This window comes from Pseudomonas cavernicola (genome assembly GCF_003596405.1).
Taxonomy (GTDB): domain Bacteria; phylum Pseudomonadota; class Gammaproteobacteria; order Pseudomonadales; family Pseudomonadaceae; genus Aquipseudomonas; species Aquipseudomonas cavernicola.
Genome location: NZ_QYUR01000006.1, coordinates 652,956 through 678,883, shown reverse-complemented (window position 1 = coordinate 678,883; position 25,928 = coordinate 652,956). Strand labels below are relative to the sequence as shown.

Sequence of the window (25,928 nt, the reverse complement as noted above, 5' to 3'; positions counted from 1 at the left end):
GGCATGGGGCGTAAGAGCCTGTGGCTGCTGGCGCTAGTCGCCGCAGGACTGGTGCTGGCGTACTTCTGGTTGCAGCGCCCGTTGCCGCCAGTCGTGCCCAGCCGCGTCGCGCTATTGCCGACGCTGCAGGAGCAGGTCACGAGTGTCAGTGCGATTGAGGTACGGCGTCCCGGTCAGCCGTTGGTGCGATTGGAGCGCCAAGGTGAAGCTTGGGTCGTGCCGGCAAAAGCGGCTTATCCGGCAGCGCTGACACCCATCGCAACTCTGCTACGAGCCCTGGCGGAGGCGCACAAGCTCGAGGCGAAAACCGCCAATGCTCAACTACACGGGCAATTGGGGCTCGCCGAACAGGGCGAGGCGGAGCAGCAGGCGACGCGTATTAGCCTTGAGCTGTCCGGCGGTCGGTCGCTCGGGCTGTGGGTCGGCAAGCGTGCACAGCAGGGGGAGGGGCAGTTGCTGCGGATGGCCGGCGAGGATCAGGTCTGGTTGATCGACCAGGCGCTTGAGCTACCGGCCACCGAGTTGGAGTGGCTGGACCGGCGTATCACTGCGATTCCCTTCGCCAGCGTTAAGGAACTCGACCTGCGTTATGCCAATGGCGAGCGCCTGACGGTCTTGCGCGATAACCAGAACGAACTGAATCTCAAGGTTAAACAACTGCCCTCAGGCAAGCGCTTGGCCTATGAGGCGGCAGCAAACGGCATGGTCATGCTATTTGCCGAGTTGGACTTTGCCGATGCCGCGCCGCTGGCGCAGGTGCAGTTCAAGAGCCGGCCATTGTTGCAGTTCAGCCTGACAAACTTCACTGGCGGGCAGCTTAACGGTGCGGTTTACAGCCAGGGCGAACAACTTTGGCTGACCCTCCCGCAGAGCCGTAACTTCAGTACCGAACAGTTGCCGGGTAAAACTGATTGGGCCTATCGCCTGGAGCCTTATCAGTATCAAACCCTGGCAAAAAAGCTCAAAGATTTGGTGGTTAAAAATTAACCAAAGTAAGACTGTAAGACCTATGCGCTGGGGCTTGCAGCTGATTTCTAAAAAGTCCTTTGCAGTGCTTGTGCTTGATTTATACTCCGGCAGCGGTCGCGTTAAGAATGCTCTTCGCAATAGCCGTTTCAGGCTGATTTTGGCTTGAGCAGGCGGTTAAAGAAGTGCGCTCTTACTGATCCGTCGATACCTCGTTAAGAGGCAATAATAAAATGCGAGTTGGAGAAAGTTGTAATGGCTGATCGTGAGACTGGAACCGTCAAATGGTTCAATGATTCCAAAGGCTATGGCTTCATTCAGCGCGAAAGTGGCGCCGATGTGTTCGTTCACTACCGTGCCATTCGCGGCGAAGGTCACCGCTCCCTAAATGAAGGTGAGCGTGTTGAGTTCGCCGTTATCGATGGTCAGAAAGGCCCTCAGGCCGAAGATGTGACTAAAGCCTAAAGACCTCGCCCAGGCTTAAGAGCTCTTGAAAACCAAAGGCCCGTCAGTGACGGGCCTTTGGTTTTTAGCGCAGCACGTAGGCTGGGTAGCGCCGTTTTTTGGCGAAACCCAGCCTACAGATACCGCGGTTCAAGCCACTGGTGTGCTGTCTCGGAAATACGTTCAAGAATTGGCGAGTGGATGTTGCTGCCAGACAAGGCGCCGCGACGAGTCATAGCCCAGCTATGGCGAGGAGCGGCAGCGCGGTATGGCGGCAAAAGACGCCGCCAAAATTGAACAGTTATTTTTGAAACAGCACACTAGGACGTATGCCAGGTGATTTCTTCTTCACCGTCGGCACTGACCCTGATCCAGCGGTCGGCGGTTTCCTCGCTTTCCTCTTCACTCCAACCGCCCGGTGCGCAGCGGATCTCTACGCCTAAGGCTGCAAAAGCCGCACGGGCGCAAGCCAGGTCATCGGCCCAGGGCGTCGAGTCGCTTTCCAGATACAGGCTGCTCCACTTGCCCACGGCTTTGGGCAGCCAGGTCAGCGGGATCACCCCGGCCGCGCTGTCGATGTCGCACTTATAGGTCTGGCCCTGTTGCCGCCATTCCGAGCAGGGACCGAGCACGGCACTCAACCAACTGGCGATGGCGTTGTGGTCGGCGTCCTTCAGGTAGATCTCGATATCGGGTTGGCGCATGGCAATTCTCTTTTAAAAATCCAGTCGTGGATGTCCCGTTGCTCGGTATTGCCTGCTGGCATCCATGGTGAGTTACACCTTACCGATCGAGTTGAAACCAATCGTAGCGCACTGCCACAGTGACCTCTAATGGCTGTTCGATTACCGCAGCGCGGCGTTCGGCACTGGCGCGCCAACCGTGCGGAGTCATGGCCAGCAAGTCGGCGCGGGCTTGGGCTGTGTTCAGGCTCAGTTTGAAGCGCAGCACTTCGCTGTGCGCCTGTTGCATGCCTTCGGGCACCAAGGCCAGGTGTTTGTCATCGCTGTAGTCGCGGACTTCGTCGTAGAGTTTTTCGCGCAGCTCGAGTAGATGCTCGCTGGTCGGGCCGATGCGCATCAAGCCGCCACCGGGGGTGAGCAGGCGTTTGGCTTCTTGCCAGTCGAGCGGGCTGAATACGCTGGCGAGAAACTGGCAGCTGGCATCCGCCAACGGGATGCGTGCCATGCTCGCGACCAGCCAGGTCAATTGCGGGTTACGCCGGCAGGCACGTTTGACCGCCTCTCGCGAGATATCCAAGGCGTAGCCGTCGGCATCCGGCAGGGCCGCGGCCAATTGCGCGGTGTAATAACCCTCGCCACAACCGATATCCAGCCAGCGCGCCGGCGCGCGTTCGGCGGCCAGTTCGGCCAGGCGTTTGGCCAGCGGCGCGTAGTGGCCGCCATCGAGGAAGCGCCGCCGGGCCTCGACCATCGCCAGGTTGTCGCCGGGGTCGCGGCTGTTCTTGTGCTGCACCGGCAACAGGTTCAGGTAGCCCTGGCGAGCACGGTCGAAACGGTGATTGGCCGGGCAGGCCACGCCGTTATCAACCGCGCTCAAGGGCGCTGCGCAGATCGGACAGGTCAGCATCAGGCGAGCAACTTCACCAGGGTCTGGTAGTAAATCTCGGTCAGCACGTCGAGGTCGCTGGCCAACACACGTTCGTTGATCTGGTGGATGGTCGCGTTGACCGGCCCCAGTTCGACCACCTGGGTGCCCAGGGTGGCGATAAAACGCCCGTCCGAAGTGCCGCCGCTAGTGGACGGCGTGGTCTCGCGACCGGTGACGGCCTTGATGCTGGCGGACACCGCGTCGAGCAGCTCGCCCGGTTCTGTGAGGAACGGCAGGCCAGACAGCGCCCACTCCACATGCCAGTCCAGGCCGTGTTTGTCGAGGATGCTGGCGACCCGCTGTTGCAAGCCTTCCACAGTAGATTCGGTGGAGAAGCGGAAGTTGAACACCGCCTCCAGCTCACCCGGGATGACGTTGGTCGCACCGGTACCGGAGTTGAGGTTGGAGATCTGGAAACTGGTCGGCGGGAAGAAGGCGTTGCCGTCATCCCAATGTTCGGCCGCCAGCTCGCTGAGGGCCGGGGCGGCCAGGTGAATTGGGTTCTTCGCCAGGTGCGGATAGGCCACATGGCCCTGCACGCCGCGCACCGTCAGCTTGGCGCCGAGGGAGCCGCGACGGCCATTCTTGACCACGTCACCGACCAGGGAGGTGCTCGACGGCTCACCGACGATGCACCAATCCAGGCGTTCGCCACGGGCCGCCAGGCGCTCGACCACGGCTTTGGTGCCGTGATGGGCCGGGCCTTCCTCGTCACTGGTGATCAGAAAGGCAATGGCGCCTTTGTGTCGTGGGTGTTCAACCACGAAGCGCTCCACCGCGATAACCATCGACGCCAGGCTGCCTTTCATGTCCGCCGCGCCGCGCCCGCAGAGCATGCCCTGTTCGTCGATCAACGCATCGAATGGCGCATGCTGCCAGGCCTGCAGCGGGCCGGTCGGCACCACATCGGTATGCCCGGCGAAGCACAGCACAGGGCCTTCACCGCCGTGGGTGGCCCAGAAATTGTCGACGTTCTCGATGCGCATCGGCTCCACCGTAAAACCCAGAGCGCTCAGACGCTTGATCATCAGCGTCTGGCAGTCGGCGTCCTCTGGGGTTACAGAGGGGCGCCGGATCAGGGCGCAGGCCAGCTCTAGGGTGGGAGTGAGGGTCGGGGAGAGGGCAGTCATTGCGGTTCCAGGGCGGCATCAAGAGGAAAGGCCGCCATCTTAAAGCAAAACGGCGGCCAATGGCCGCCGTGAAGCTGCTGCGCGGTGGGCTCCAGCTTCGTAGGGTGGGTTAGCCGCGCAGCGGCGTAACCCACCATTTTCCAAGGCCGTGCCGCTTGTCGAGCCATGGTGGGTTACACCTCTGGCTAACCCACCCTACGGTTCTTACTCTGGCAGCGCCACCTCGAGTGCTTCCATAGGTTTTGGCAGGGAAGACAACAGCGCCATGATCAGCGCGGCCAGGTACGGCAGCGACTGCACCAACAGCATGGCGACCCAGAACTTCACATCGGCGCTGGGGAAGCCCTGGACTATGCCAATACCAATCGCCGCGCCCCACAACAGCAGCATGATGAAGACTTCCTCGCGAGCTTCCGCCAGCGCCACCATCAGGCCGTGGCTGGAACGCATTTTCGGCGTGCGGAAGAACGGGATGCTGGTGGTGAAGAAGCCGTACAGCACCGCTTTGGCGATGGTGTGCGACAGCGCCAAACCGGCCAGGGCCGCGCAGAAGGCGTCCTTCAGGTTGACCCCGACCGCGCGCTGATAGAGGAACACGATCTTGCCGAACTTGAAGAAGAACAGCGCCAGCGGCGGAATGGCGAAGATCAGCAACGGCGGATCGACCCGCTGCGGCACGATAATCATCGCCGCGGACCAGAGCAGGGCACCGATGGTGAAGAAAATGTTCAGGCCATCGGCGACCCAGGGCAGCCAACCGGCGACGAAGTGGTAACGCTGGCCGCGCTTGAGTTCGGTGTCCTTGCCACGGAACAGGCTGGCGGCATGGCCCTTCATGATCTGGATGGCGCCGTAGGCCCAGCGGAAGCGCTGCTTCTTGTAGTCGATAAAGGTGTCCGGCATCAGACCCTTGCCGAAGCTGTCGTAGGCGTAGGCGGCGGAATAGCCTTTTTCGAATACGCGCAGACCCAGTTCGGCGTCTTCACAGATGGTCCAGTCGGCCCACTTCAATTCGTCCATCACGGTACGGCGGATCATGGTCATGGTGCCGTGCTGGATGATCGCGTTGCGGTCGTTGCGGGTGACCATGCCGATATGGAAGAAGCCCTTGTATTCGGCGTAACAGAGTTTCTTGAACGTGCTCTCCTTGCCGTCGCGGTAGTCCTGCGGCGATTGCACCACGGCGATTTTCGGATCGGCGAAGTGCGGCACCATGTGCTTGAGCCAATTGCGGTCGACGCAGTAGTCCGAGTCGATCACCGCCACCACCTCGGCATCCGCTGCGGTGTACGGCAGGATGTAGTTCAGTGCCCCGCCCTTGAAGCCGGCCAGCGGCGCGACATGGTAGAACTTGAAGCGTGGGCCGAGCTGTTCGCAATAAGCCTGCACCGGTTCCCAGACCGCCGGGTCCTTGGTGTTGTTGTCGATGATGATGACTTCGAAGTCTGGATAATCCAGGTCGGCCAGCGCGTCGAGGGTTTGTTTGACCATCTCCGGCGGCTCGTTGTAGCACGGCACATGGATCGAGACCTTGGGCCGATAGGCGCTATCGCCGATCACCGGGATGAACGGTCGACGACGCTTACGGACCCACACCGCTTCGGCCAGCTCATGGGCCTCGGTCAGTAGCACGATAAACACGCCGAGCGCGCCAATCCCGAGCAGCAGGCCGACGGTGAGGCTGAACCAGGTGCTGTATTGCTGGCTGTAGTCGTAGCCGATCCACACCAGCACCGAGCCGCCGGCAAAGGCGACGAAGGTCAGGAAGGTGCGGCCGCGTTGGCGCAGAGCGCTGCCGTCGATCAGCAGCAAGGCCAACGCGAGCATGGCCAGCACCACCGAGCCGACGGCCAGCACGCGCCATTGCGGAATCGCGACAACCGGGCCTTCAAAGGCAAACTTCGGCTGCCGGGCGGCGTTGTACACGCCCCAGTAGGCGCCTACCGCGCCTTCGTCGCTGGCCTTCCACGGCTGGTCGAAGGCCTCGATGACGAAGTAGTTGTAGCCCTTGGCGTTCAAAGTGGTGACCAGGGTGCGAAGGTAGATCGCCTGATCCGCCTGGGACGCATCGGCACCGCCACGCATGCGGCCGTTACTCGGCCAGCCCACTTCGGAGAGCAGCAAAGGCTTTTTCGGGAAGAGCTTTTTCAGATCCTTGGCGCGATCGAGGACGAACTGAGTGGAGTCCTCCATCGGGATGAATTCCCAGTAAGGCAGGACGTGCGCGGCGATCAGGTCGACGTGCTTGGCCAGCTCCGGATATTTCTCCCAGATGTGCCACTGCTCGGAGGTGGTCACCGGGACTTTGACGGCGGCGCGGACGCGATCGAGGAAGGCGCTCAGCTGCTTGGTGGTCACTTCACGGCGGAACAGTGCTTCGTTACCCACTACCACGCGCACGACGCTACGCGAGGAGTTGGCGATCTCGATGCCGCGGGCGATCTCGCGCTCATTGCGCTCCTCGTCCGGGCTGATCCAGATCCCCAGGGTCACGCGCAGGCCGAACTCTTCGGCGATCCGCGGAATGTCGCCCAGGCTGCCGTCCACCGAATAGGTGCGGATGCTGTCGGTCTGCTTGCTCAGCAGCTCGAGGTCCTGGCGAATCTGTTCGTCGCTCGGGTATTGATCCTTCTGCGGATTCTGATCCAGGCGGAACGGCGAGAACGAGAAGCCAGAGATCTGCTCAGGCCAGTCCGGGGCGGTTACCGGGCGGTTATAGAGTGCCCAGATACCGGTGAACAACGCGGCGATTGCCACGAAGACCACCAGGTTGAGTCCAAATTTACGCGATGACATAGACGTTTCAGGTTCCAAAGGGTGGAACGGGGACATGCCGGCGAGCGCCGGTCGGCGCGCATCCTACCCCGGCGTCAAATGACTGTATAGCTCCCGCCAGCAGAGTGGCGCTGGACGGATAAGCGGCCTGCTAGCCTTGGTCAACGCTGGGTAGCAGAAGTTCGCTGGGCGGGCTATTCGCCGGCCGTCTGCTGCTGCCTGCAGACGGTCACAGTTACTCAGGCTTCACAGCGCTCTCAGAAGAATACGCTCGCTGACCGCCAGGTCGATATCGCGTTGCTCACCCAGCGTGACCATCTTATGCCGCTCCAATTGGGCCAGTACGTGTGGAATAACCTCGGCGCCCAGGCCGTGCTCGGACAGACTGGTCGGCACACCCATGCGTTGGAAGAACGTGCGGGTGGCGGCGATAGCCGCGTCGATCCGTTGCTCCTCGTCGCCTTGCTCGATCTGCCAGACCCGCGCGGCATATTGCAACAGCTTGGCGCGCTTGCTGTCGCGGCGCTCGGCCAGCAAGGCTGGCAGCACCACGGCCAGGGTTTGTGCGTGATCCAGGTGATACAGCGCGGTCAGCTCATGACCGATCATGTGGGTCGCCCAGTCTTGAGGTACGCCGCAGCCGAGCAAGCCATTCAGCGCCTGGGTGGCGCACCACATCAGGTTGGCGCGGACGTTGTAGTCCTCGGGGGCGGCCAGCGCTTTCGGGCCTTCCTCGATCAGGGTTTGCAGCAGGCTTTCGGCATAGCGGTCTTGCAGCGGCGCATCGACGGGGAAGGTCAGGTATTGCTCGATGGTATGCACGAAGGCATCTACCACGCCGTTGCCGATCTGCCTGGTCGGCAGGCTGAAGGTGGTACGTGGATCGAGTATGGCGAAGCGCGGGTAGAGCAGTGCGCTGGAGAACCCCAGTTTCTCCTGGCGTGCCACATGGGTGACCACCCCATGCGGGTTGCTCTCCGAACCGGTCGCCGCGAGGGTCAGCACGCAACCCAACGGCAGCGCGGCTTGCACGCGGGTACCGGTGAGCAGATCGAGGGGCTCGCCGGCATAACACAGCGCCGCTGCGATGAATTTGCTGCCGTCGATCACCGAGCCGCCGCCGACCGCGAGAATAAAGTCGCACTGCTCGGCCTTGCCCTGTTCTACCGCCCGGACCAGGGTGTCGAATTGCGGATTGGCTTCGATGCCGCCGAAGCGGCTGATGCTGTAGCCGGCCAGCGCTGCTTCTACCTGCGCCCAGACGCCGTTCTGGAAGATGCTACCGCCGCCGTGGGTGACCAGCACCCGGCTGCCAGCGGGGATTTCCCTGCTGAGCTTGGCGATCTGGCCTTCGCCGAAGTGGATCTTGGTCGGGTTATAGAAACTGAAGTTACGCATGGCCAACTCCTCTTATCGTTATGCAGCAGACTATAGCGTTAGCCGCCCGTAGAAAAACAGCTGGCCAGCTATGCAGAAGACTTGGGGCGGGCGGCGTGCCTTCCTATAATGCGCGCCGGCCTGCTTTGAAGATGACTGGCAAGGCGCAGATGACGGGTAAGGCAAAGCTGAGGTGTGGTGATGAGTGCAGACGAGCAACGATTTGGCGGTGTCGCCCGGCTTTATGGTCAGGCCGGCCTGGCGCGACTGGCGGCTGCCCATGTGGCGGTGGTGGGGATCGGCGGTGTCGGCTCCTGGGCCGCGGAAGCCTTGGCCCGCAGTGGCGTCGGTGAGATTTCGCTGTTCGATCTGGATGACGTCTGCATGACAAACACCAATCGGCAGATTCATGCGCTGCAAGGGGCCATCGGTCAGCCCAAGGTCGAGGTGATGGCTGAGCGCATTCGCGCCATCAACCCAGCCTGCGTGGTGCATGCGGTCAGCGATTTCGTCACCCGCGAGACCATGGCCGGGTACATCACGCCGAATATGGATTGCGTGATCGACTGCATCGACAGCGTCGCGGCCAAGGCCGCGCTGATCTCCTGGTGCAAACGCCGCAAGATTCAGATCATCACCACCGGCGGCGCCGGCGGGCAGATCGACCCAACGCTGATCCAGGTCGGCGACCTCAACAAGACCTTCAACGACCCGCTGGCCTCCTCGGTGCGCTCGACCTTGCGCCGCGATTATGGTTTTTCGCGCACGCCGGGCCGCCACTACAGCGTGCCCTGCGTGTTTTCCAGCGAGCAACTGCGCTACCCGAAGCCGGATGGCGGTATTTGCTTGCAGAAGGGTTTTGTCGGGGAAGGGGTCAAGCTCGACTGCGCCGGCGGTTTTGGCGCGGTGATGATGGTGACCGCGACCTTCGGTATGGTCGCCGCGGCCAAGGCGGTGGACAAGTTGGTGGCCGGCGCGCGCCGCCCGGCGGAGCGGCAAAGCGCTCAGTCGTAAGAACCTGTTGAAGATCTAGACCGTAGGCTGGGTAGAGCGCAGCGACAAAACGACAGGAAAGCCGTTTTGCACAGCTTTAGCTGCCCGTATGGCAAGGTGCATGGATGCACCTCATGAAACCCAGCGGGGTATGAGCTGGGTTTCGCCAAAAACGGCTCTACCCAGCCTACGGATACAGCGATAGGTCAGCGAATCAACCGCTCGGTCCACTGGCCAGCTCACGCATCCGTTGCAGCACCGCATTCAGGCCATTGCTGCGCGAGGGTGATAGGTGGCGGGCCAGGCCCAGCTGAGTGAACCAATCCGCCAGATCTACGGTCGCCAGCTCGGCCGCCGACAAACCGTTGACCCGTGCCAGCAGTAGCGCCAGCAGGCCACGGATCAGTCGCGCGTCGCTGGTCGCGCGGAATTGCCAACGGCCATCCTGCACTGTCCCGACCAGCCAGACTTGGCTTTCACAGCCGTGCACGCGGTATTCGTCACTGTGCTGGTTGTCGTCTAGTGCTTGTAGCTGCTCGCCCCATTGCATCAACAAGCGCGCCCGTTGTTCCCAGCTGCCGGGCTGGGTAAAGGCTTGCAATGCGCTCTTGGCTGCGTCCGGCAAGCTCATCGCAACAGCCCCAGGGCTTGATCGAGGGCACTGAAGAAACGCTCTAGATCGCTGCCATCGTTATACAGACCGAGCGACACACGAATCGCCCCCGGCAGACCGAGACTTTTCAGCAGTGGCATGGCGCAGTGGTGGCCGGCGCGCACGGCTATACCTTGTTCGGTGAGCAAATGCGCCAGGTCGGCGCTGTGTACGCCTTCGATCACGAAGCTGGCCAATGCCACTTGTGGCTCACCGAGCAGACGAACGCCGTCACGGGCAGCCAGGCCCGCCAACAATTCGGCGTGCAGCGAGGCCTCGTGGCGGGCGATTGCCGTCGCATCCTGGCCGCTCAGGTAGTCGAGTGTGGCGCCAAGGCCGATCACCCCGGCAATCGCCGGAGTACCGGCTTCGAAGCCGAGGGGCGCTGGGCGGAACTTGGCAGAGGCATAGTCGGCCTGCATAACCATCTCACCGCCAAATTGCCAAGGCTTGAGCTGCTGCAGGGCTGTGGCACGGCCATAGAGCACGCCAACCCCGTCCGGGCCGTAGAGCTTGTGGCTGGATAGCACGTAGAAGTCGCAGCCCGTAGCCTGCAGGTCATGCCGGCCATGCACCACACCTTGGGCACCGTCCACCACCGTCAGCGCGCCTTGAGCGTTGGCCAGGGCGAGCAGTTCGTTCAAGGGTTGCCAGCCGCCGAGCACGTTCGACAATTGACTGACGGCGAGCAGGCGGGTGCGCGGGCCGATCAGCTGCTGTGCGGCTTGCAGGTCGATCAGCCCGCTTGGATCCAGTGGTAATACCCGCAATTTAAGGCCGCGGCGCAGCGCCAGTTGCTGCCAGGGCAGCAGATTGGCGTGGTGCTCCAGGGCGCTGATGACTATTTCATCGTCAGGCTGGAACTGCTCCTCCAGCCCATAGGCCAGCAGATTCAAGGCTTCGGTGGCGCCGCGGGTGAAGACGATCTCATGCGGGCTGGCGGCATTTAGCCAGTGGGCGAGTTTCGTTCGTGTGTCCTCGAAGGCGCGGGTCGCGCGTTCGCCGGGCAGATGCTGGGCACGATGAACATTGGCGGCGCCCTTGGCGTAGTAGCCGAGCAGGGCGTCGAGCACAGCCTGCGGTTTTTGCGCCGTGGCCGCGCTGTCCAGATAGGTCTGGCCTTCGGCTTCAAGGGCGGCGAGCGCCGGGAAATCCGCACGCCAGGGGGAGGATAGGGACATATCGAATCCGTAGGGTGGGTTAGCCGTGCCAGCGACGTAACCCACCATTGGTCGTTTGGCTCATGGGTGGTGGGTCACGGCCTTCGGCCTGACCCACCCTACGTCTGTTGCGACCTGTTAGTTGTGTGCGTGCAGGGCTGCGTTCAGCTCGATGGCGGACTTGTGCGTCTTGCACTCGACGGCGCCGGTTTGCGAGTTGCGGCGGAACAGCAGGTCGGGCTGGCCGGCCAATTCGCGGGCCTTGAGCACTTTCACCAGTTGGTTCTTATCGTCCAGCAGCGCCACCTTGGTGCCGGCGGTGATGTACAGGCCGGACTCGACGGTGTTGCGGTCACCCAAGGGAATGCCGATGCCGGCATTGGCGCCGATCAGGCAGCCTTCGCCGACCGCGATGACAATATTGCCGCCGCCGGACAGGGTACCCATGGTCGAGCAGCCACCACCCAGGTCCGAGCCCTTGCCGACGAATACGCCAGCGGAGACGCGACCTTCGATCATGCCCGGGCCGGCGGTCCCGGCGTTGAAGTTGATAAAGCCCTCGTGCATCACGGTAGTGCCTTCACCCACATAGGCACCCAGGCGAATGCGCGCGCTGTCGGCCAAGCGGACGCCAGCCGGCACCACGTAGTCGGTCATTTTCGGGAACTTGTCCACCGAGAAGACTTCTAGCAGCTCACCTTTCAGGCGTGCTTCCAACTGGCGCTCGGCCAGTTCAGCCAGGTCTACGGCACCCTGGCTGGTCCAGGCCACGTTCGGCAGCAGCGGGAAGATCCCGGCGAGGTTCAGGCCATGCGGCTTGACCAGGCGATGCGAGAGCAGGTGCAGCTTGAGGTAAGCCTCAGGCGTGGAGGTCAGCGCTGCGTCCTCGGCGATCAGGGTGGCGACCAGCGGCCGGTGACTTTCGGCCAGTCGGGTCAGCAGTGCGGCCTGGACCGAATCGACGCTCTTCAGCAAATCAGCCAGCTCGGTGGCTTGGCTGGTGCTGAAGCTGATCGCCTGATTGCCGCCGGTGTAGTTCAGCTTTCCCGTGACTTTGGTTACCAGTTCGGCGGACGGGTTCAGCAGCGGTTGGGCGTAGAACACCTCGAGCCAGTTGCCTTGACGATTTTGGGTGCCGACGCCGAAGGCCAGGCTGAACAGGGAGTTGGTCATGTTTTTTCCTCTTGCAAAATAGTCGGATGGATCAGGCGGGTCGGCGACTGAGCAACAGCCCCAGACCGGCGCTGCCCAACAGGGCGGCGCAGCCACGGTTAAATAAGCGCCGGGCCCGTGGGCCGGCGAGCAGGCGGCCGAGGTGCAGCCCGGCCAGGGAATACAGGCCGATGGCCAGCCATTCCAGCAGCAGGAAAGCGACGCCGAGTGCGGCGAACTGCGCGGCAACCGGCTGCTGCGGATTGACGAACTGCGGCAGAAAGGCGGTGAAAATCAGGATCGCCTTGGGGTTGCCGGCCGCGACCCAGAACTCTTGGCGTGTCAGGCGCCAGAGCGATAGCTGGGGGCTGTCCGCAGCGTTTTCCAGCGCAGCCGGCGTCGCGCGCCAGAGTTGTACGGCCAGCCAGAACAGATAGGCCGCGCCGAGCAGTTTGATCGCCAGGAACAGCATGGCGGAAGCTTGCAGTACCAGAGCCAGGCCCGAGGCCGCCAGGGTCAACATGCCGCTGAAGGCCAGCAGGCGGCCCAACCCCGCCGTGCAGGCAATGCGCAGACCCTGGCGCGCGGCGTTGTTCAGCGACAGCAAGTTGTTCGGTCCCGGCGCCATATTCAGCGCAAAGCAGGCGGGGATGAACAAGGCCCAGGCGGCGAGATCCATGGCTTACTCGAACGCCGCAGCGTAGTTGTCCGGCTTGAAGCCGAGCAAGGTTCTGGTGCCGAGGTCGAGTACCGGGCGCTTGATCATCGACGGCTGGGCGACCATCAACTCGATGGCTTTGCGTTGGTCGAGATCGGCTTTCTGCGCGTCGCTCAGCTTGCGGAAGGTCGTGCCGGCACGGTTCAGCACGCTTTCCCAGCCGTGTTCGGCGCACCACTTGGTCAGGCTGCCGCGGTCGATACCGAGGCTTTTGTAGTCGTGGAAGGCATAGCTGACACCTTGCTCGTCGAGCCAGGTGCGGGCTTTTTTCATCGTGTCGCAGGCTTTGATGCCGTACAGCGTGATGCTCATGTTCAAAGACCTTTAACAAAATCGCGGACACGTTTGGCGGCTTCGACGCATTCCGCCAGCGGCGCTACGAGGGCCATGCGCACGCGGCCGGCACCTGGATTGAAGCCAGCGACTTCGCGTGACAGGTAGGAGCCAGGCACTACGGTCACGTGCTCGCGGGCGAACAGCTCGCGGGTGAACTCGGCATCGTCGATGGGCGTTTTCGCCCACAGGTAGAAGCCGCCATCCGGGCGTTGCACGTCCAGCACCGGGGCGAGGATATCCAGCACGGCGTCATACTTTTCGCGGTACAGGTCGCGGTTGGCGCGGACATGCGCTTCGTCGTTCCAGGCGGCGACGCTGGCCTGCTGGGTTTGTACCGGCATGGCGCAGCCGTGGTAGGTACGGTACAGCAGGAAAGATTTCAAAATGTCGGCGTCGCCGGCGACAAACCCTGAGCGCAGGCCCGGCAGGTTGGAGCGCTTGGACAGGCTGTGAAAGACCACGCAGCGGGCAAAATCGCTGCGGCCCAGCGCCGCGCAGGCGCTCAGCAGCCCGGCGGGCGGATTCTGTTCGTCGAAGTACAACTCGCTGTAACACTCGTCGGCAGCGATCACGAAGTCGTACTGGTCGGCCAGCTGGATCAGCTTTTTCAGGGTTGCCAGCGGGATCAGCGCACCGGTGGGGTTGCCCGGCGAGCAGAGGAACAGAATCTGGCAGCGCTGCCAGATTTCGGCGGGCACTGCGTCGAAATCCGGATTGAAGCCGTTCTCGCTCAGACACGCCAGGTAGTGCGGCTGCGCACCGGCGAGCAACGCGGCGCCTTCATAGATCTGATAGAACGGGTTGGGGCTGACCACCAACGCGTCGTCGCGGCGCTGCACCACGGTCTGGGTGAAGGCGAACAGCGCTTCACGGGTGCCGTTGACCGGCAGCACATGCCGCGCGGCATCTAGCCAGCCGGCCGGCAGGTCGAAGCGCCGTGTGCACCAGCGGGCGATGGCTTCACGCAAGGCCGGGATACCCAGAGTGGTCGGGTAGACCGCCAGTTGTTCGAGGTTGCTGGCCAGCGCTTCAGCGACAAAGGCCGGCGAGCGGTGCTTCGGCTCGCCAATCGACAGGGCGATCGGTGACTTGCCTGCCGGCGGTTGGGCGCCGGCCAGCAGGGCGCGGAGTTTTTCGAAGGGGTATGGCTGCAGTTGCTTCAGTGCGTCATTCATGGTGTCGGGCGTCAATAATAAGCGCAGCGCAGTGCGCCGCCGGTGGATCAAATTCGGTGCAATGCGGCCGTTGGCCTGATCGCACCCTAGAGTTCGAGCTAGATACTGATACGTGACAATTCGATTTTCTCGCCGTCGGCGTCAGACAGCTGCTTGATGATCGCTTCCTGCAGACGAGCACACAGCTCCGGGTCTGACAGGGGGTGATTGTGCGCGTCGGTGACGAAGAACACGTCTTCTACGCGCTCGCCGAGCGTGGCGATCTTGGCATTTTGCAGCGACAAATCGAAGTCGAGAAAGATCTTGCCGATCCGCGCCAGCAGGCCAGGGCGGTCGGGGGAGATCAGCTCGAGCACGGTCACCGGGCGCTGCGCATCGTTGGAAATGGTCACTTGCGGGGCAAAGGCGAAGTGCTTGAGTTGGCGTGGTACGCGGCGCTGGATGATCGTCCGGTAGTCATCCGGATTCTTCAGTGCATCGACCAGACCTTGGCGAATCTCTTTGATCCGCGCCGGGTTGTCGCCAATCGAGCCGCCATCGGCGTCGAGCACGATATAGGTGTCGAGGGTGAACTGGCTGGTGGAGGTGATCACCCGCGCATCGTGAATGTTCAGGTTGAGCTGATCCATGGCCGCTACGGTCACGGCGAAGAAGTCGTGCTGGTCCGGCGCATAAATGAAGATCTGCGTGCCGCCCTCGAACTCGCGCTGGGTGGTTTCCTTGATCAGCACCAGCGGGTCGTGGCTCGCGCTGTGCTGCAAGATCGCATCGGTATGCCAGACGACATCGCCAGCGGTATGTCGCAGGAAGTAGTCATCGCCGAGCTGCGACCAGAGCTGTTCGGCATCGTCCGGGTCGGTGCCGCTACGCACCAGAATGTCCAGCGCCGCGCTTTGCGTCTGGCGGATCTGCTCTTCGCGGTCGACCGGGTGTTCCAGGCCGCGGCGCAGGGCGCGCTTGGTCTCGGTATACAGCTGGCGCAGCAGGCTGGCGCGCCAGGAGTTCCACAGGCTGGGGTTGGTGGCGTTGATATCGGACACCGTCAGCACATAGAGGTAATCCAGGCGCGTCTGGTCGCCGACCAGTTGGGCGAAGTCGTGGATCACCTGCGGGTCGGACAGATCCTTGCGTTGGGCGGTGGTCGACATCACCAGGTGGTTCTGCACCAGCCAGACGATCAGCCGGCTGTCCCAGGTCGGCAGTTGATGGCGTTGGCAGAAAGCTTCCGCATCCACCGCGCCCAGCTCCGAGTGGTCGCCACCACGGCCCTTGCCGATGTCGTGGTACAGACCGGCCAGGTAGATCAGCTCCGGCTTGGGCAGCCTGCCCATGAGCTTGCTGGCCAGCGGAAACTTCTCCGAGATCGGCGTGTATTGCAGTTTGCGCAGGTGTTTGATCAGGTTCAGGGTGTGCGCATCGACCGTATAGATATGGAACAGGTCGTGCTGCATCTGCCCGATGATGTCGCCGAACTCGGGCAAATAGCGGCCGAGGATACCGTAGCGGTTCATCCGCCGCAGGTTGCGGTGAATGCCGATCTCGCACTTGAACAGCTCGATAAACAGGCTGGTATTGCGAATGTCGTTGCGAAACTCAGCGTCGATCAGGTGTCGGTGGTCGCGCAGCAGGCGGATGGTGTCGGCGCGTACCCCTTTGATCTCCGGGTGCTGAGCCATCAGCACGAAGATTTCCAGTAGCGCGAACGGCGTGCGCTTGAAGACGTTCGGATGAGTGACTTCGATATAGCCGTCGCGCAGCTGGAAGCGGCTATTCAACGGTTGCGCCTGACTGGTTTCGCCGGTGCGCAGGATCACCTCTTCGAAGTGCTGGACGATCAGTTCGCTCAGCTCGGCGATGCTCATCACCACCCGGTAGTACTTCTGCATAAAGCGTTCGATGGCAAGCTTGCTGTTGCTGTCTTCGAAACCGAGCAGGCCGGCGATGCTGCGCTGGTGATCGAACAGCAGGCGGTCTTCGGCGCGGCCAGCCAGCATGTGCAGGGCGTAGCGCACCTTCCAGAGGAACTCCTGGGAGGAGGCGAGCAGGGCGTACTCGCTTTCCAGCAGGAAGCCCTGGCCGACCATCGCGTGCAGGTTGAGCGTGCCGAAATGTCGGCGCGCGACCCAGAGGATGGTCTGGATATCGCGTAGGCCGCCGGGCGAGCCTTTGACGTTGGGTTCGAGGTTGTACTCGGTGTCGTTGTATTTGCCGTGACGGGCGCGCTGTTCCTCACGCTTGGCCAAGAAAAAGTTCTTGCTCGGCCACATTTGTGAGTTGCTGGTGACTTCCAGCATGCGCTGGCGCAGGTGCTCTGGGCCGGCGATGGTGCGGCTTTCCATCAGGTTGGTGATCACCGTCAGGTCGGCACGGGCCTCTTCGACGCACTCATCTATCGAACGCACGCTCTGGCCGACTTCCAGGCCGATATCCCAGAGCAGGGTGAGGAAGCGCTCGATCGGCTCGCGAAAGGTCTCGTGATCGGCGCTATCGAGCAGGATCAGCAAGTCGATGTCCGAGTAAGGGTGCAGCTCGCCGCGGCCATAGCCGCCGACCGCCAGCAGGGCGATGTCGGCCTCGCGGCTCCAGTCGAATCGCGCCCAGGCTTCGCGCAGGATTTGGTCGACGCACCAGGCGCGGTCTTCCACCAGGCGACGAATATCCCGGCCGCTCTTGAAGCGGGCGTCGAGCACTTCGTGAACTCGACGGATCGCTTTCTTGAATGCAGCGATTGGGCTGGACTTCAAGGCCAGTTCCGCTTGGAACTGTCCGCGGTCGAACAACTCGGGATCCACCTGCGGCATGCAGCAGCCTTCCTTTATAGTGCGAGCGGCCTATCAGGCCGAAGTGCGCGGGATGCTGTCATCGTGGCGCAGGGTGAATATCTCGTAGCCAGTAGCGGTCACCAATACGGTGTGCTCCCACTGTGCGGAGAGTTTGCGGTCCTTGGTGATGGCGGTCCAGCCGTCGCCCAGTAGGCGGGTTTCCGCGCGGCCTTGGTTGATCATCGGCTCGATGGTGAAGGTCATGCCTTCTTTCAGCTCCATGCCGGTGCCGGCACGGCCGTAGTGCAGGACCTGCGGCTCCTCGTGGAACACCTTGCCGATGCCGTGGCCACAGTATTCGCGAACCACCGAGTAACCGTTTTTCTCGGCGTGCTTCTGGATCACTTCGCCAATATCACCGAGGCGGGCGCCCGGGCGAACCAACTCAATGCCCTTGTACATGCACTCTTGGGTGATGCGGGCGAGTTTTTCGGCCCACTCGCTGACCTTGCCGACCATGAACATCTTGCTGGTGTCGCCGTGGTAGCCATCCTTGATCACGGTGATGTCGATGTTCAGCACATCGCCGTCCTTCAGTGGCTTCTCATTCGGGATGCCATGGCAAACCACATGGTTGATCGAGGTGCAGATCGACTTGGGGAAGCCTTTATAGTTGAGGGGTGCCGGGATGGCCTGCTGCACGTTGACGATGTAGTCGTGGCAGATGCGATCCAGTTCCTCGGTGGTGACGCCAGGTTTGACGTACTCGCCGATCATCTCCAGCACTTCACCAGCCAGGCGGCCGGCAACGCGCATTTTTTCGATTTCCTCGGGCGTCTTGATGGTGACGGTCATGCGAACTCTCTCGGCGCACACAGGCGCAAGGCAAAAATACAGGAAAGCGCGATTCTAGCAGACCCCTTCGGGAAACTAAGCACAACGCAGTGATTCCTGCGGCATATAGATGTGTGATGTCGGGCGGCGGCTGTTGCATTTGGGGCTGCTTTATTGGCACCGATAAGGAGCAAACATTCTCGGTTGCTCGTTACTGCTGGTTTCGTTTCGCCATCTTCTGTGATATAAAATGCGCCGCTTTCCGGGCTCCAGCCTGAAAAGCTTAAACCCACACACGTATCGACACGGTGGCCTGGGTGCCTCTCAGCTAACGCTGGGGGTTGGTCATTGGGATGCGTGGAGGCCTAACCCGACTTATTAAGGAACTATCATGTCCCAAGTCAATATGCGCGATATGTTGAAGGCCGGTGTGCACTTCGGCCACCAGACCCGTTACTGGAACCCGAAAATGGGCAAGTTCATTTTCGGTGCGCGTAACAAGATTCACATCATCAACCTCGAAAAAACCCTGCCGATGTTCAATGAGGCTCTGTCCTTCGTTGAGAAGCTGGCTTCGGGCAAAAACAAAATTCTGTTCGTCGGCACCAAGCGTTCCGCTGGCAAGATCGTGCGCGAAGAAGCTGCTCGCTGCGGCTCGCCGTTCGTCGATCACCGCTGGTTGGGCGGCATGCTGACCAACTACAAGACCATCCGTCAGTCGATCAAGCGCCTGCGTGAACTGGAAATCCAGTCCCAAGACGGCACTTTCACCAAACTGACCAAGAAAGAAGCGCTGATGCGCAGCCGTGATCTGGAAAAACTGGATCGCAGCCTGGGTGGTATCAAGGACATGGGCGGCCTGCCTGATGCCCTGTTCGTAATCGACGTTGATCACGAGCGCATTGCAATCACCGAAGCTAACAAGCTTGGTATCCCGGTTATCGGCATCGTCGATACCAACAGCAGCCCGGAAGGTGTGGACTACATCATCCCAGGCAACGATGACGCCATTCGCGCCATTCAGCTGTACATGGGTGCCATGGCTGACGCCGTTGTTCGCGGTCGCAGCAATGCTGCTGGCGGCACTGACGAGTTCGTCGAGCAGGCTCCGGCTGCTGAGCAAGCTGAAGGCTGAGTAGAAGGCGTCTAGCGTCACTCGGTACGCAAAAAGGGGGCTAGGCCCCCTTTTTGCCACCTTAGAATTGATCGCCCGGTCCGCCGGGTGGAATGGTTGAAGACCTATCCAAGAGGATTTCGAAAATGGCAGAGATTACTGCAGCGTTGGTTAAAGAACTGCGTGAGCGCACTGGCCAGGGCATGATGGATTGCAAGAAAGCGTTGACCGCTGCTGGCGGCGACATTGAAAAAGCAATCGACGACATGCGTGCCGCTGGTGCTATCAAGGCAGCCAAGAAAGCCGGCAACATCGCTGCCGAAGGCTCGATCGCTGTGCGCGTTGCCGAAGACAACAAGCGCGCCGTGATCATCGAAGTCAACTCGCAGACCGACTTCCTGGCTCTTCAGGATGACTTCAAAGCATTCGTCAGCAGCAGCGTCAATAAGGCTTTCGCTGAGCAAATGACTGACGCGGCTCCGCTGATTGCTGCTCAGGAAGAAGCGCGTCTGGCTCTGGTCTCGAAGGTTGGCGAGAACGTCAATATCCGTCGCCTGACCAGCGTTGAGGCTGACGTGGTTGGTTCTTACCTGCACGGCCATCGCATCGGTGTTCTGGTTGCTCTGAAAGGCGGCAGCGTCGAGTTGGCAAAAGATATCGCCATGCACGTTGCGGCGAGCAACCCGCAGTTCCTCGATCCGACTCAGGTTTCCGCAGAAACCGTTGCCAAGGAAAAAGAAATTTTCCTGGCTTTGAACGAGGACAAGATCAAAGGCAAGCCGGCTGAAATCGTTGAGAAAATGGTTGCAGGCCGTATCCAGAAGTTTCTCGCTGAAGCGAGCCTGGTTGGGCAGCCTTTCGTTAAGGATCCTGAAGTCAAGATTGGCGATCTGGCCAAGAAAGCTGGCGCCGAAATCGTTTCCTTCACACGCTTCGAAGTGGGTGAAGGCATCGACAAGGGCGAAGTCGACTTCGCTGCCGAAGTAGCTGCACAGCTGGCTGCAAGCAAGCAGTAAGACGGTTTCAAGCTGTCGCCCCGAAGAGGCTGCCCGCTTACGCGCGCAGCCTCTTTGTCAAACTAGGGCGACAAATTGCATGTGTTAGCGGTATTGGTGCATTGTCCAGCACCAAATGCCTGGAGTGCTGTCCAAGCGCTCGATCAATGCAGGCTGCATTAGCCTGCTCAGAATTCAAACGCCGCAGGAGAGACACGCATGGCCCAGCAGGTGAGTGGTCGCCAACCTCGCTACAAACGCATTCTGCTCAAACTTAGCGGCGAGGCCCTGATGGGTTCGGAAGACTTCGGTATTGATCCGAAGGTGCTGGATCGCATGGCGTTGGAAGTCGGCCAACTGGTTGGTATCGGCGTGCAGGTTGGTCTGGTTATTGGCGGTGGTAATCTGTTCCGCGGCGCCGCTTTGAGCGCGGCCGGCATGGATCGCGTAACCGGCGACCACATGGGTATGCTGGCGACGGTGATGAACGCCTTGGCCATGCGCGATGCGCTGGAGCGCTCGAATATCCCCGCCATTGTCATGTCGGCCATCTCCATGGTGGGGGTGACTGATCACTATGATCGCCGTAAAGGTATCCGTCATCTGAACTCGGGTGATGTGGTGATCTTCGCTGCAGGTACGGGTAATCCTTTTTTCACTACGGACTCCGCAGCTTGTCTGCGCGCCATCGAAATTGATGCGGACGTGGTGTTGAAAGCGACTAAGGTCGATGGCGTCTACACCGCCGATCCCTTTAAAGACCCTCATGCAGAAAAATTCGACCATTTGACCTATGACGAAGTGTTGGATCGCAAACTGGGCGTGATGGACCTGACGGCCATCTGTCTGTGCCGCGATCACAAGATGCCGTTGCGGGTCTTCAATATGAATAAGCCAGGCGCCCTGCTGAATATCGTGGTGGGTGGCGCTGAAGGAACTCTGATCGAGGAGGGTGAGCAATGATCAACGAGATCAAAAAAGACGCGCAGGAGCGCATGAAGAAAACCCTGGAATCGCTGGCTCATGCTTTCAGCCGAATTCGTACCGGCAAGGCGCATCCGAGCATTCTGGATGGGGTAATGGTGCCTTATTATGGTGCCGACACACCTCTGAATCAGGTCGCAAACGTGACCGTCAAGGATTCCCAGACCCTGCAAGTGGTGGCTTTCGAGCGCAATATGCTGGCGGCGGTCGACAAGGCTATCCAGAGTTCCGGTCTGGGCTTCAACCCGACGAACCTGGGCGAGCTCCTTCTTATCTCGATGCCTGCCTTGACTGAAGAGACCCGCAAGGGCTTCACCAAACAGGCTCGTGACGCAGCGGAAGATGCCCGTGTGGCTGTGCGTAATATCCGTCGCGATGCGCTGAGTCAGCTCAAGGGGCTGGTCAAAGAGAAAGAAATCAGCGAAGACGAAGAACGTCGTGCTGCAGATGATATCCAGAAGCTGACAGACAAGTTCGTGGCGGATATCGAAGTGGCTGTGAAGCAGAAAGAAGCGGACCTGATGGCCGTCTGACGGCCAGTATCGCCATGGACAAGAAAGTCAAAGCTGGGGTTCCGGCAGTGCCACGTCATGTGGCAATCATCATGGATGGTAATAACCGCTGGGCGAAGAAACGCCTGCTACCCGGCATTGCCGGGCATAAAGCAGGCGTCGATGCGGTGCGTGCGGTGATTGAGGTATGCGCCGAAGCGGGTGTCGAGGTTCTGACTCTGTTCGCCTTCTCCAGTGAAAACTGGGAGCGACCTGCCGAAGAGGTGGGGGCGTTGATGGAGTTGTTCCTGACGGCGCTGCGCCGTGAGGCGAAAAGGCTCAATGAAAACGCCATCAGCCTGCGTATCATCGGTGACCGCACGCGCTTCCACCCAGGGCTGCAAGCTGCGATGCGCGAGGCTGAGGCATTGACAGCTGGAAATAAACGCTTCGTGCTGCAGGTCGCCGCCAACTATGGTGGTCAGTGGGATATCGCGCAGGCTGCGCAACGCTTGGCGCGTGAGGTTCAGGCGGGTCATCTGCAGCCGGAAGATATAACCCCTGGTTTATTGCAAACCTGTCTCGCAACCGGCGACTTGCCGCTGCCGGATCTGTGCATCCGGACTGGCGGTGAGCACCGCATTAGTAATTTCCTGCTCTGGCAGTTGGCTTACTCCGAGCTGTATTTCTCCGACTTGTTTTGGCCGGATTTCAAACACGAAGCCATGCGCAAAGCACTGGCCGATTATGCCACCCGCCAACGTCGCTTCGGTAAGACCAGTGAGCAAGTGGCAGCCGAGGCTCGCGCTCAATGTTGAAACAACGAATCATCACGGCGTTGCTGCTGTTGCCCGTCGCGCTAGGCGGGTTCTTCCTGCTGGATGGCGGAGCTTTTGCTCTGTTCATCGGCGCGGTAGTCACCTTGGGTGGTTGGGAGTGGGCGCGTCTGGCCGGGTTTTCGGCGCAGCCTGCCCGTGTTGGCTACGCGCTGCTGGTCGCTGTTCTGCTCTATCTGTTTTATCGGGTGCCGGCGCTCGCCCCCTGGATATTGCTGGCAGCGATCGTTTGGTGGCTGTTGGCCACGCTACTGGTGTTGAGCTTTCCGTCTAGTAGCCGCTATTGGGCGGGTGCGCCCGCCAAGTTGGTGATCGGACTACTAATCTTACTGCCGGCTTGGCAAGGTTTGGTGCTTCTCAAGCAGTGGCCACTGGCCAACGGGTTGATTCTGTCGGTGATGGTGCTGGTGTGGGGGGCGGATATCGGTGCCTACTTCTCCGGTAAGGCATTCGGCAAACGCAAGCTGGCACCGCAAGTTAGCCCTGGCAAAAGCTGGGAAGGCCTGTTCGGTGGCCTGCTGGCCAGTCTGTTGATCACTGCGGCGGTTGGGGTTTACCGCGATTGGTCGGTCAATGAGTTCGTTCTGGGTCTGGGCGGTGCGGCATTGGTGGTGCTGGTCTCGGTGGTCGGTGATCTGACCGAGAGCATGTTCAAGCGTCAGGCTGGGCTGAAAGACAGCAGCAATCTGCTGCCGGGGCACGGCGGCGTGCTAGATCGCATCGACAGTCTGACCGCGGCCATCCCGGTATTCGCGCTACTGTTTTGGCTATTTGATGCGAGTGGGCGCGCGCTGTGAGCCGGCCGCAACAGATCACCGTACTGGGGGCTACCGGTTCCATCGGTCTCAGTACTCTCGATGTGATCTCCCGTCATCCCGAGCGTTATCGGGTTTTCGCCTTGAGCGGTTTTACTCGTCTGGCTGAGCTGGAGGCCTTGTGCCTGCTCTATCGTCCGCGTTATGCGGTGGTACCAGATGCTGAGGCGGTGCGGCACTTGCAAGGTGGTTTGCAGGCCGCAGGTCTGACTACGCGGGTGCTGGTGGGTGAGGCTGGGCTGTGCGAAGTTGCCGCGCATCCGGAAGTGGATGCGGTGATGGCCGCGATCGTCGGGGCGGCCGGCCTCAAGCCAACCTTGGCGGCGGTTGAAGCGGGCAAAAAAGTCTTACTGGCCAATAAAGAAGCGCTGGTGATGTCCGGCGCTTTATTCATGCAGGCGGTGCGCAAAAGTGGCGCCGTGCTGCTGCCGATCGACAGCGAACACAATGCAATTTTCCAATGCCTGCCGACCGACTATGCCCGTGGGCTCGGTGCGGTCGGTGTGCGTCGGATTCTGTTGACCGCGTCGGGTGGGCCGTTCCGCGAAACCCCGTTGGCCGAGCTGGAGCAGGTGTCACCCGAGCAAGCCTGCGCCCATCCGAACTGGTCGATGGGGCGCAAGATTTCGGTGGACTCTGCGAGCATGATGAACAAAGGCCTGGAGTTGATCGAGGCCTGCTGGTTGTTCGACGCCAAGCCTGCCCAGGTGGAGGTAGTGATCCACCCGCAGAGCGTGATTCACTCCCTGGTCGATTATGTCGACGGCTCAGTGCTGGCGCAGCTGGGTAATCCGGATATGCGCACACCTATCAGTCATGCGTTGGCGTGGCCGGAGCGGATTGACTCTGGCGTGGCGCCGCTGGACCTGTTCAGTGTCGCGCGTCTGGATTTCTTGCCGCCCGACGAACTGCGTTTCCCCTGTCTGCGTCTGGCGCGTCAGGCTGCTGAGTGCGGCGGCACTGCTCCGGCGATGCTGAATGCGGCCAATGAGGTGGCGGTGGCTGCCTTTCTCGGGCGGCGCATTCGTTTCCCTGAGATCGCGAGTATCATCGACGCAGTGCTGAATTTTGAGCCGGCGGTTGCGGTCGAAAGTCTAGATGTCGTGTTGGCGGCAGATTCCAGGGCGCGCGCTCTGGCTGAGCAATGGTTGAATCGCCACGGGCGCTAGCCCGGAGGATGTAGATGAGCACGCTTTATATGGTATTTGGCCTCTTGGTTGCGCTTGGGGTGCTGGTTACTTTTCACGAGTTCGGCCATTTCTGGGTCGCCCGGCGTTGCGGTGTGAAGGTACTGCGCTTCTCGGTGGGCTTCGGCACGCCGTTGCTGCGTTGGCATGATCGCCAGGGTACGGAATTCGTTATTGCCGCCATTCCGCTGGGTGGCTACGTCAAGATGCTGGATGAGCGCGAGGGCGAGGTACCCCCTGAGCAGCTGTCTCAGGCCTTCAATCGCAAGTCGGTGCGGCAACGGATTGCCATAGTCGCAGCCGGCCCGATCGCTAATTTTCTTCTCGCGCTGGTGTTTTTCTGGGTGTTGGCCATGCTCGGCAGCCAACAAGTGCGGCCGGTGATTGGTGCGGTCGAGATCGGTAGTCTTGCGGCTGAGGCCGGGCTGGTGGCCGGGCAGGAAATCGTTGCAGTGGATGGCGAGCCGACCGCAGGTTGGGCTGCAGTCAACTTGCAGCTGGTGCGCCGCTTGGGTGAGAGCGGCAAGGTTGATCTGCTGGTGCGCGAGGCTGACTCCAGTATTGAAAGCCCGCATCAAGTGGTGCTGCGAGATTGGCTCAAGGGGGTTGCGGAGCCTGATCCGATCGGCTCCCTGGGTATTCGGCCTTGGCGTCCGGCGGTACCGGCAGTGTTGGCTGAGCTGGATCCGGAAGGACCGGCACAAGCAGCAGGACTCAAGATAGGCGATCGTCTGCTGGCGGTGGATAGCGTAGCCCTGGATGACTGGCAGCAGTTGGTCGACCGGGTGCGGCAGCGTCCAGCTGAGCGCGTTGTTTTGTCGGTTGAGCGGGCTGGGCAACGGTTTGAAGTGTCGCTGACACTCGCGGTGCGGGGTGAAGGCAAGGCACGTACCGGCTACCTGGGGGCGGGGGTGCAGGGCGTCGAATGGCCGGCCGAGATGCTGCGCGAAGTTAGCTTCGGGCCTTTGGAGGCGGTGGGCGAGGGGTTCAGTCGCACCTGGACAATGAGTGTTTTGACCCTTGATTCGCTAAAGAAAATGCTCTTCGGCGAGCTCTCGGTAAAAAACTTGAGCGGGCCGATAACCATTGCTAAAGTGGCGGGCGCTTCGGCCCAGTCGGGGGTAGGGGATTTTCTGAATTTCCTAGCCTATCTGAGCATCAGTTTGGGGGTTCTCAATCTTTTGCCGATTCCTGTCCTAGATGGGGGGCATCTGCTGTTTTATTTGATCGAGTGGGTGCGTGGGCGCCCCTTGTCAGAGCGAGTGCAAGGGTGGGGGATGCAGATCGGTATTAGTCTGGTCGTCGGGCTGATGCTGATTGCCATAGTCAATGACCTGAGTCGACTGTAACGCGTTACTGAATTACAAATCTGTCGCCTTTTGCGGCAGATTTTTTATCGTCAGTTGGAAATAAGAAAGGAC

The 25,928-nt window shown here is 60.9% G+C and carries 24 protein-coding genes; 11 read left to right on the top strand and 13 right to left on the bottom strand.

What is annotated here, in order from left to right:
• Window positions 1–3: 3 nt before the first annotated feature.
• Entirely contained in the window at window positions 4–987 is a 984-nt protein-coding gene (locus tag D3879_RS19325; protein WP_119955864.1) for a DUF4340 domain-containing protein, read from the top strand.
• Between the two features lie 234 nt (window positions 988–1,221).
• On the top strand, window positions 1,222–1,431 hold the full coding sequence (locus tag D3879_RS19320; protein ID WP_119955863.1) for a cold shock domain-containing protein: 210 nt from the start codon (window positions 1,222–1,224) through the stop codon (window positions 1,429–1,431).
• Between the two features lie 299 nt (window positions 1,432–1,730).
• Here the strand turns inward: D3879_RS19320 and D3879_RS19315 are convergent, their stop codons facing one another.
• The 5 genes from D3879_RS19315 to D3879_RS19295 form a co-directional block, all read right to left on the bottom strand.
• Window positions 1,731–2,114, bottom strand: a complete 384-nt coding sequence (locus D3879_RS19315) for a hypothetical protein (protein WP_119955862.1) — start codon at window positions 2,112–2,114, stop codon at window positions 1,731–1,733.
• A 79-nt stretch (window positions 2,115–2,193) separates the two neighbouring features.
• Complete coding sequence (locus tag D3879_RS19310; RefSeq protein WP_119955861.1) at window positions 2,194–3,000, bottom strand: putative RNA methyltransferase; 807 nt, start codon at window positions 2,998–3,000, stop codon at window positions 2,194–2,196.
• Window positions 3,000–4,151, bottom strand: a complete 1,152-nt coding sequence (dapE, locus tag D3879_RS19305; protein ID WP_119955860.1) for a succinyl-diaminopimelate desuccinylase — start codon at window positions 4,149–4,151, stop codon at window positions 3,000–3,002. Before dapE ends, D3879_RS19310 begins: the two co-directional genes overlap by 1 nt.
• A gap of 204 nt (window positions 4,152–4,355) precedes the next feature.
• Window positions 4,356–6,947: a glycosyltransferase gene (locus D3879_RS19300; RefSeq protein WP_177412459.1), complete on the bottom strand. Its 2,592-nt coding sequence runs from the start codon at window positions 6,945–6,947 to the stop codon at window positions 4,356–4,358.
• A 225-nt stretch (window positions 6,948–7,172) separates the two neighbouring features.
• A complete protein-coding gene (locus D3879_RS19295) occupies window positions 7,173–8,324 on the bottom strand; it encodes an iron-containing alcohol dehydrogenase (RefSeq protein ID WP_119955858.1) in 1,152 nt (383 codons plus the stop codon).
• Window positions 8,325–8,504: 180 nt separating this feature from the next.
• On the opposite strand from D3879_RS19295, the gene tcdA reads away from it, so the two are divergent.
• Entirely contained in the window at window positions 8,505–9,317 is an 813-nt protein-coding gene (gene tcdA, locus D3879_RS19290) for a tRNA cyclic N6-threonylcarbamoyladenosine(37) synthase TcdA (RefSeq protein ID WP_119955857.1), read from the top strand.
• A 193-nt stretch (window positions 9,318–9,510) separates the two neighbouring features.
• On the opposite strand, the gene D3879_RS19285 is transcribed toward tcdA, so the two are convergent.
• The 8 genes from D3879_RS19285 to map all read right to left on the bottom strand — a co-directional run bounded on the left by D3879_RS19285 (window position 9,511) and on the right by map (window position 18,106).
• On the bottom strand, window positions 9,511–9,927 hold the full coding sequence (locus D3879_RS19285) for a SufE family protein (protein WP_119955856.1): 417 nt from the start codon (window positions 9,925–9,927) through the stop codon (window positions 9,511–9,513).
• Window positions 9,924–11,129 carry an aminotransferase class V-fold PLP-dependent enzyme gene (locus D3879_RS19280; RefSeq protein WP_119956360.1) on the bottom strand — a complete coding sequence of 402 codons (1,206 nt, stop codon included), beginning with the start codon at window positions 11,127–11,129 and terminating at the stop codon, window positions 9,924–9,926. Before D3879_RS19280 ends, D3879_RS19285 begins: the two co-directional genes overlap by 4 nt.
• A gap of 117 nt (window positions 11,130–11,246) precedes the next feature.
• Entirely contained in the window at window positions 11,247–12,281 is a 1,035-nt protein-coding gene (gene dapD, locus D3879_RS19275) for a 2,3,4,5-tetrahydropyridine-2,6-dicarboxylate N-succinyltransferase (RefSeq protein WP_119955855.1), read from the bottom strand.
• A 31-nt stretch (window positions 12,282–12,312) separates the two neighbouring features.
• Complete coding sequence (locus D3879_RS19270; RefSeq protein ID WP_119955854.1) at window positions 12,313–12,939, bottom strand: LysE family translocator; 627 nt, start codon at window positions 12,937–12,939, stop codon at window positions 12,313–12,315.
• A 3-nt stretch (window positions 12,940–12,942) separates the two neighbouring features.
• Window positions 12,943–13,290 (bottom strand): ArsC family reductase, encoded by a 348-nt coding sequence (locus D3879_RS19265; RefSeq protein WP_119955853.1) that lies wholly within the window; start codon window positions 13,288–13,290, stop codon window positions 12,943–12,945.
• A 2-nt stretch (window positions 13,291–13,292) separates the two neighbouring features.
• Entirely contained in the window at window positions 13,293–14,489 is a 1,197-nt protein-coding gene (gene dapC / locus D3879_RS19260; protein WP_119955852.1) for a succinyldiaminopimelate transaminase, read from the bottom strand.
• 98 nt (window positions 14,490–14,587) lie between these two features.
• On the bottom strand, window positions 14,588–17,290 hold the full coding sequence (locus D3879_RS19255; RefSeq protein WP_119955851.1) for a [protein-PII] uridylyltransferase: 2,703 nt from the start codon (window positions 17,288–17,290) through the stop codon (window positions 14,588–14,590).
• A 33-nt stretch (window positions 17,291–17,323) separates the two neighbouring features.
• Complete coding sequence (gene map, locus D3879_RS19250) at window positions 17,324–18,106, bottom strand: type I methionyl aminopeptidase (protein ID WP_119955850.1); 783 nt, start codon at window positions 18,104–18,106, stop codon at window positions 17,324–17,326.
• A gap of 370 nt (window positions 18,107–18,476) precedes the next feature.
• Between map and rpsB the strand changes: the two genes are divergently transcribed.
• From rpsB to rseP, 8 genes are all read left to right on the top strand, one after another.
• On the top strand, window positions 18,477–19,220 hold the full coding sequence (gene rpsB, locus D3879_RS19245) for a 30S ribosomal protein S2 (RefSeq protein ID WP_119955849.1): 744 nt from the start codon (window positions 18,477–18,479) through the stop codon (window positions 19,218–19,220).
• A gap of 125 nt (window positions 19,221–19,345) precedes the next feature.
• On the top strand, window positions 19,346–20,215 hold the full coding sequence (gene tsf / locus D3879_RS19240) for a translation elongation factor Ts (protein WP_119955848.1): 870 nt from the start codon (window positions 19,346–19,348) through the stop codon (window positions 20,213–20,215).
• Between the two features lie 198 nt (window positions 20,216–20,413).
• Window positions 20,414–21,157 carry a UMP kinase gene (gene pyrH / locus D3879_RS19235; protein ID WP_119955847.1) on the top strand — a complete coding sequence of 248 codons (744 nt, stop codon included), beginning with the start codon at window positions 20,414–20,416 and terminating at the stop codon, window positions 21,155–21,157.
• On the top strand, window positions 21,154–21,711 hold the full coding sequence (frr, locus tag D3879_RS19230) for a ribosome recycling factor (RefSeq protein WP_119955846.1): 558 nt from the start codon (window positions 21,154–21,156) through the stop codon (window positions 21,709–21,711). The genes pyrH and frr overlap by 4 nt, the downstream gene beginning before the upstream one ends.
• A 14-nt stretch (window positions 21,712–21,725) precedes the next feature.
• Window positions 21,726–22,487 (top strand): polyprenyl diphosphate synthase, encoded by a 762-nt coding sequence (uppS, locus tag D3879_RS19225; RefSeq protein ID WP_119955845.1) that lies wholly within the window; start codon window positions 21,726–21,728, stop codon window positions 22,485–22,487.
• On the top strand, window positions 22,481–23,302 hold the full coding sequence (locus D3879_RS19220) for a phosphatidate cytidylyltransferase (RefSeq protein WP_119955844.1): 822 nt from the start codon (window positions 22,481–22,483) through the stop codon (window positions 23,300–23,302). The genes uppS and D3879_RS19220 overlap by 7 nt, the downstream gene beginning before the upstream one ends.
• Complete coding sequence (gene ispC / locus D3879_RS19215; protein WP_119955843.1) at window positions 23,299–24,489, top strand: 1-deoxy-D-xylulose-5-phosphate reductoisomerase; 1,191 nt, start codon at window positions 23,299–23,301, stop codon at window positions 24,487–24,489. Before D3879_RS19220 ends, ispC begins: the two co-directional genes overlap by 4 nt.
• Before the next feature lie 14 nt (window positions 24,490–24,503).
• The gene (rseP, locus tag D3879_RS19210) at window positions 24,504–25,856 is read left to right on the top strand and encodes a sigma E protease regulator RseP (protein WP_119955842.1); all 1,353 of its coding nucleotides are present in this window, start codon (window positions 24,504–24,506) and stop codon (window positions 25,854–25,856) included.
• Window positions 25,857–25,928 lie beyond the last annotated feature (72 nt).

Bases quoted from the DNA above. Each gene is read 5' to 3' on its own strand.
- D3879_RS19325 (WP_119955864.1), top strand. From the start codon at position 4: ATGGGGCGTAAGAGCCTGTGGCTGCTGGCGCTAGTCGCCGCAGGACTG.
- D3879_RS19320 (WP_119955863.1), top strand. From the start codon at position 1,222: ATGGCTGATCGTGAGACTGGAACCGTCAAATGGTTCAATGATTCCAAA.
- D3879_RS19315 (WP_119955862.1), bottom strand. From the start codon at position 2,114: ATGCGCCAACCCGATATCGAGATCTACCTGAAGGACGCCGACCACAAC.
- D3879_RS19310 (WP_119955861.1), bottom strand. From the start codon at position 3,000: ATGCTGACCTGTCCGATCTGCGCAGCGCCCTTGAGCGCGGTTGATAAC.
- dapE (WP_119955860.1), bottom strand. From the start codon at position 4,151: ATGACTGCCCTCTCCCCGACCCTCACTCCCACCCTAGAGCTGGCCTGC.
- D3879_RS19300 (WP_177412459.1), bottom strand. From the start codon at position 6,947: ATGTCATCGCGTAAATTTGGACTCAACCTGGTGGTCTTCGTGGCAATC.
- D3879_RS19295 (WP_119955858.1), bottom strand. From the start codon at position 8,324: ATGCGTAACTTCAGTTTCTATAACCCGACCAAGATCCACTTCGGCGAA.
- tcdA (WP_119955857.1), top strand. From the start codon at position 8,505: ATGAGTGCAGACGAGCAACGATTTGGCGGTGTCGCCCGGCTTTATGGT.
- D3879_RS19285 (WP_119955856.1), bottom strand. From the start codon at position 9,927: ATGAGCTTGCCGGACGCAGCCAAGAGCGCATTGCAAGCCTTTACCCAG.
- D3879_RS19280 (WP_119956360.1), bottom strand. From the start codon at position 11,129: ATGTCCCTATCCTCCCCCTGGCGTGCGGATTTCCCGGCGCTCGCCGCC.
- dapD (WP_119955855.1), bottom strand. From the start codon at position 12,281: ATGACCAACTCCCTGTTCAGCCTGGCCTTCGGCGTCGGCACCCAAAAT.
- D3879_RS19270 (WP_119955854.1), bottom strand. From the start codon at position 12,939: ATGGATCTCGCCGCCTGGGCCTTGTTCATCCCCGCCTGCTTTGCGCTG.
- D3879_RS19265 (WP_119955853.1), bottom strand. From the start codon at position 13,290: ATGAGCATCACGCTGTACGGCATCAAAGCCTGCGACACGATGAAAAAA.
- dapC (WP_119955852.1), bottom strand. From the start codon at position 14,489: ATGAATGACGCACTGAAGCAACTGCAGCCATACCCCTTCGAAAAACTC.
- D3879_RS19255 (WP_119955851.1), bottom strand. From the start codon at position 17,290: ATGCCGCAGGTGGATCCCGAGTTGTTCGACCGCGGACAGTTCCAAGCG.
- map (WP_119955850.1), bottom strand. From the start codon at position 18,106: ATGACCGTCACCATCAAGACGCCCGAGGAAATCGAAAAAATGCGCGTT.
- rpsB (WP_119955849.1), top strand. From the start codon at position 18,477: ATGTCCCAAGTCAATATGCGCGATATGTTGAAGGCCGGTGTGCACTTC.
- tsf (WP_119955848.1), top strand. From the start codon at position 19,346: ATGGCAGAGATTACTGCAGCGTTGGTTAAAGAACTGCGTGAGCGCACT.
- pyrH (WP_119955847.1), top strand. From the start codon at position 20,414: ATGGCCCAGCAGGTGAGTGGTCGCCAACCTCGCTACAAACGCATTCTG.
- frr (WP_119955846.1), top strand. From the start codon at position 21,154: ATGATCAACGAGATCAAAAAAGACGCGCAGGAGCGCATGAAGAAAACC.
- uppS (WP_119955845.1), top strand. From the start codon at position 21,726: ATGGACAAGAAAGTCAAAGCTGGGGTTCCGGCAGTGCCACGTCATGTG.
- D3879_RS19220 (WP_119955844.1), top strand. From the start codon at position 22,481: ATGTTGAAACAACGAATCATCACGGCGTTGCTGCTGTTGCCCGTCGCG.
- rseP (WP_119955842.1), top strand. From the start codon at position 24,504: ATGAGCACGCTTTATATGGTATTTGGCCTCTTGGTTGCGCTTGGGGTG.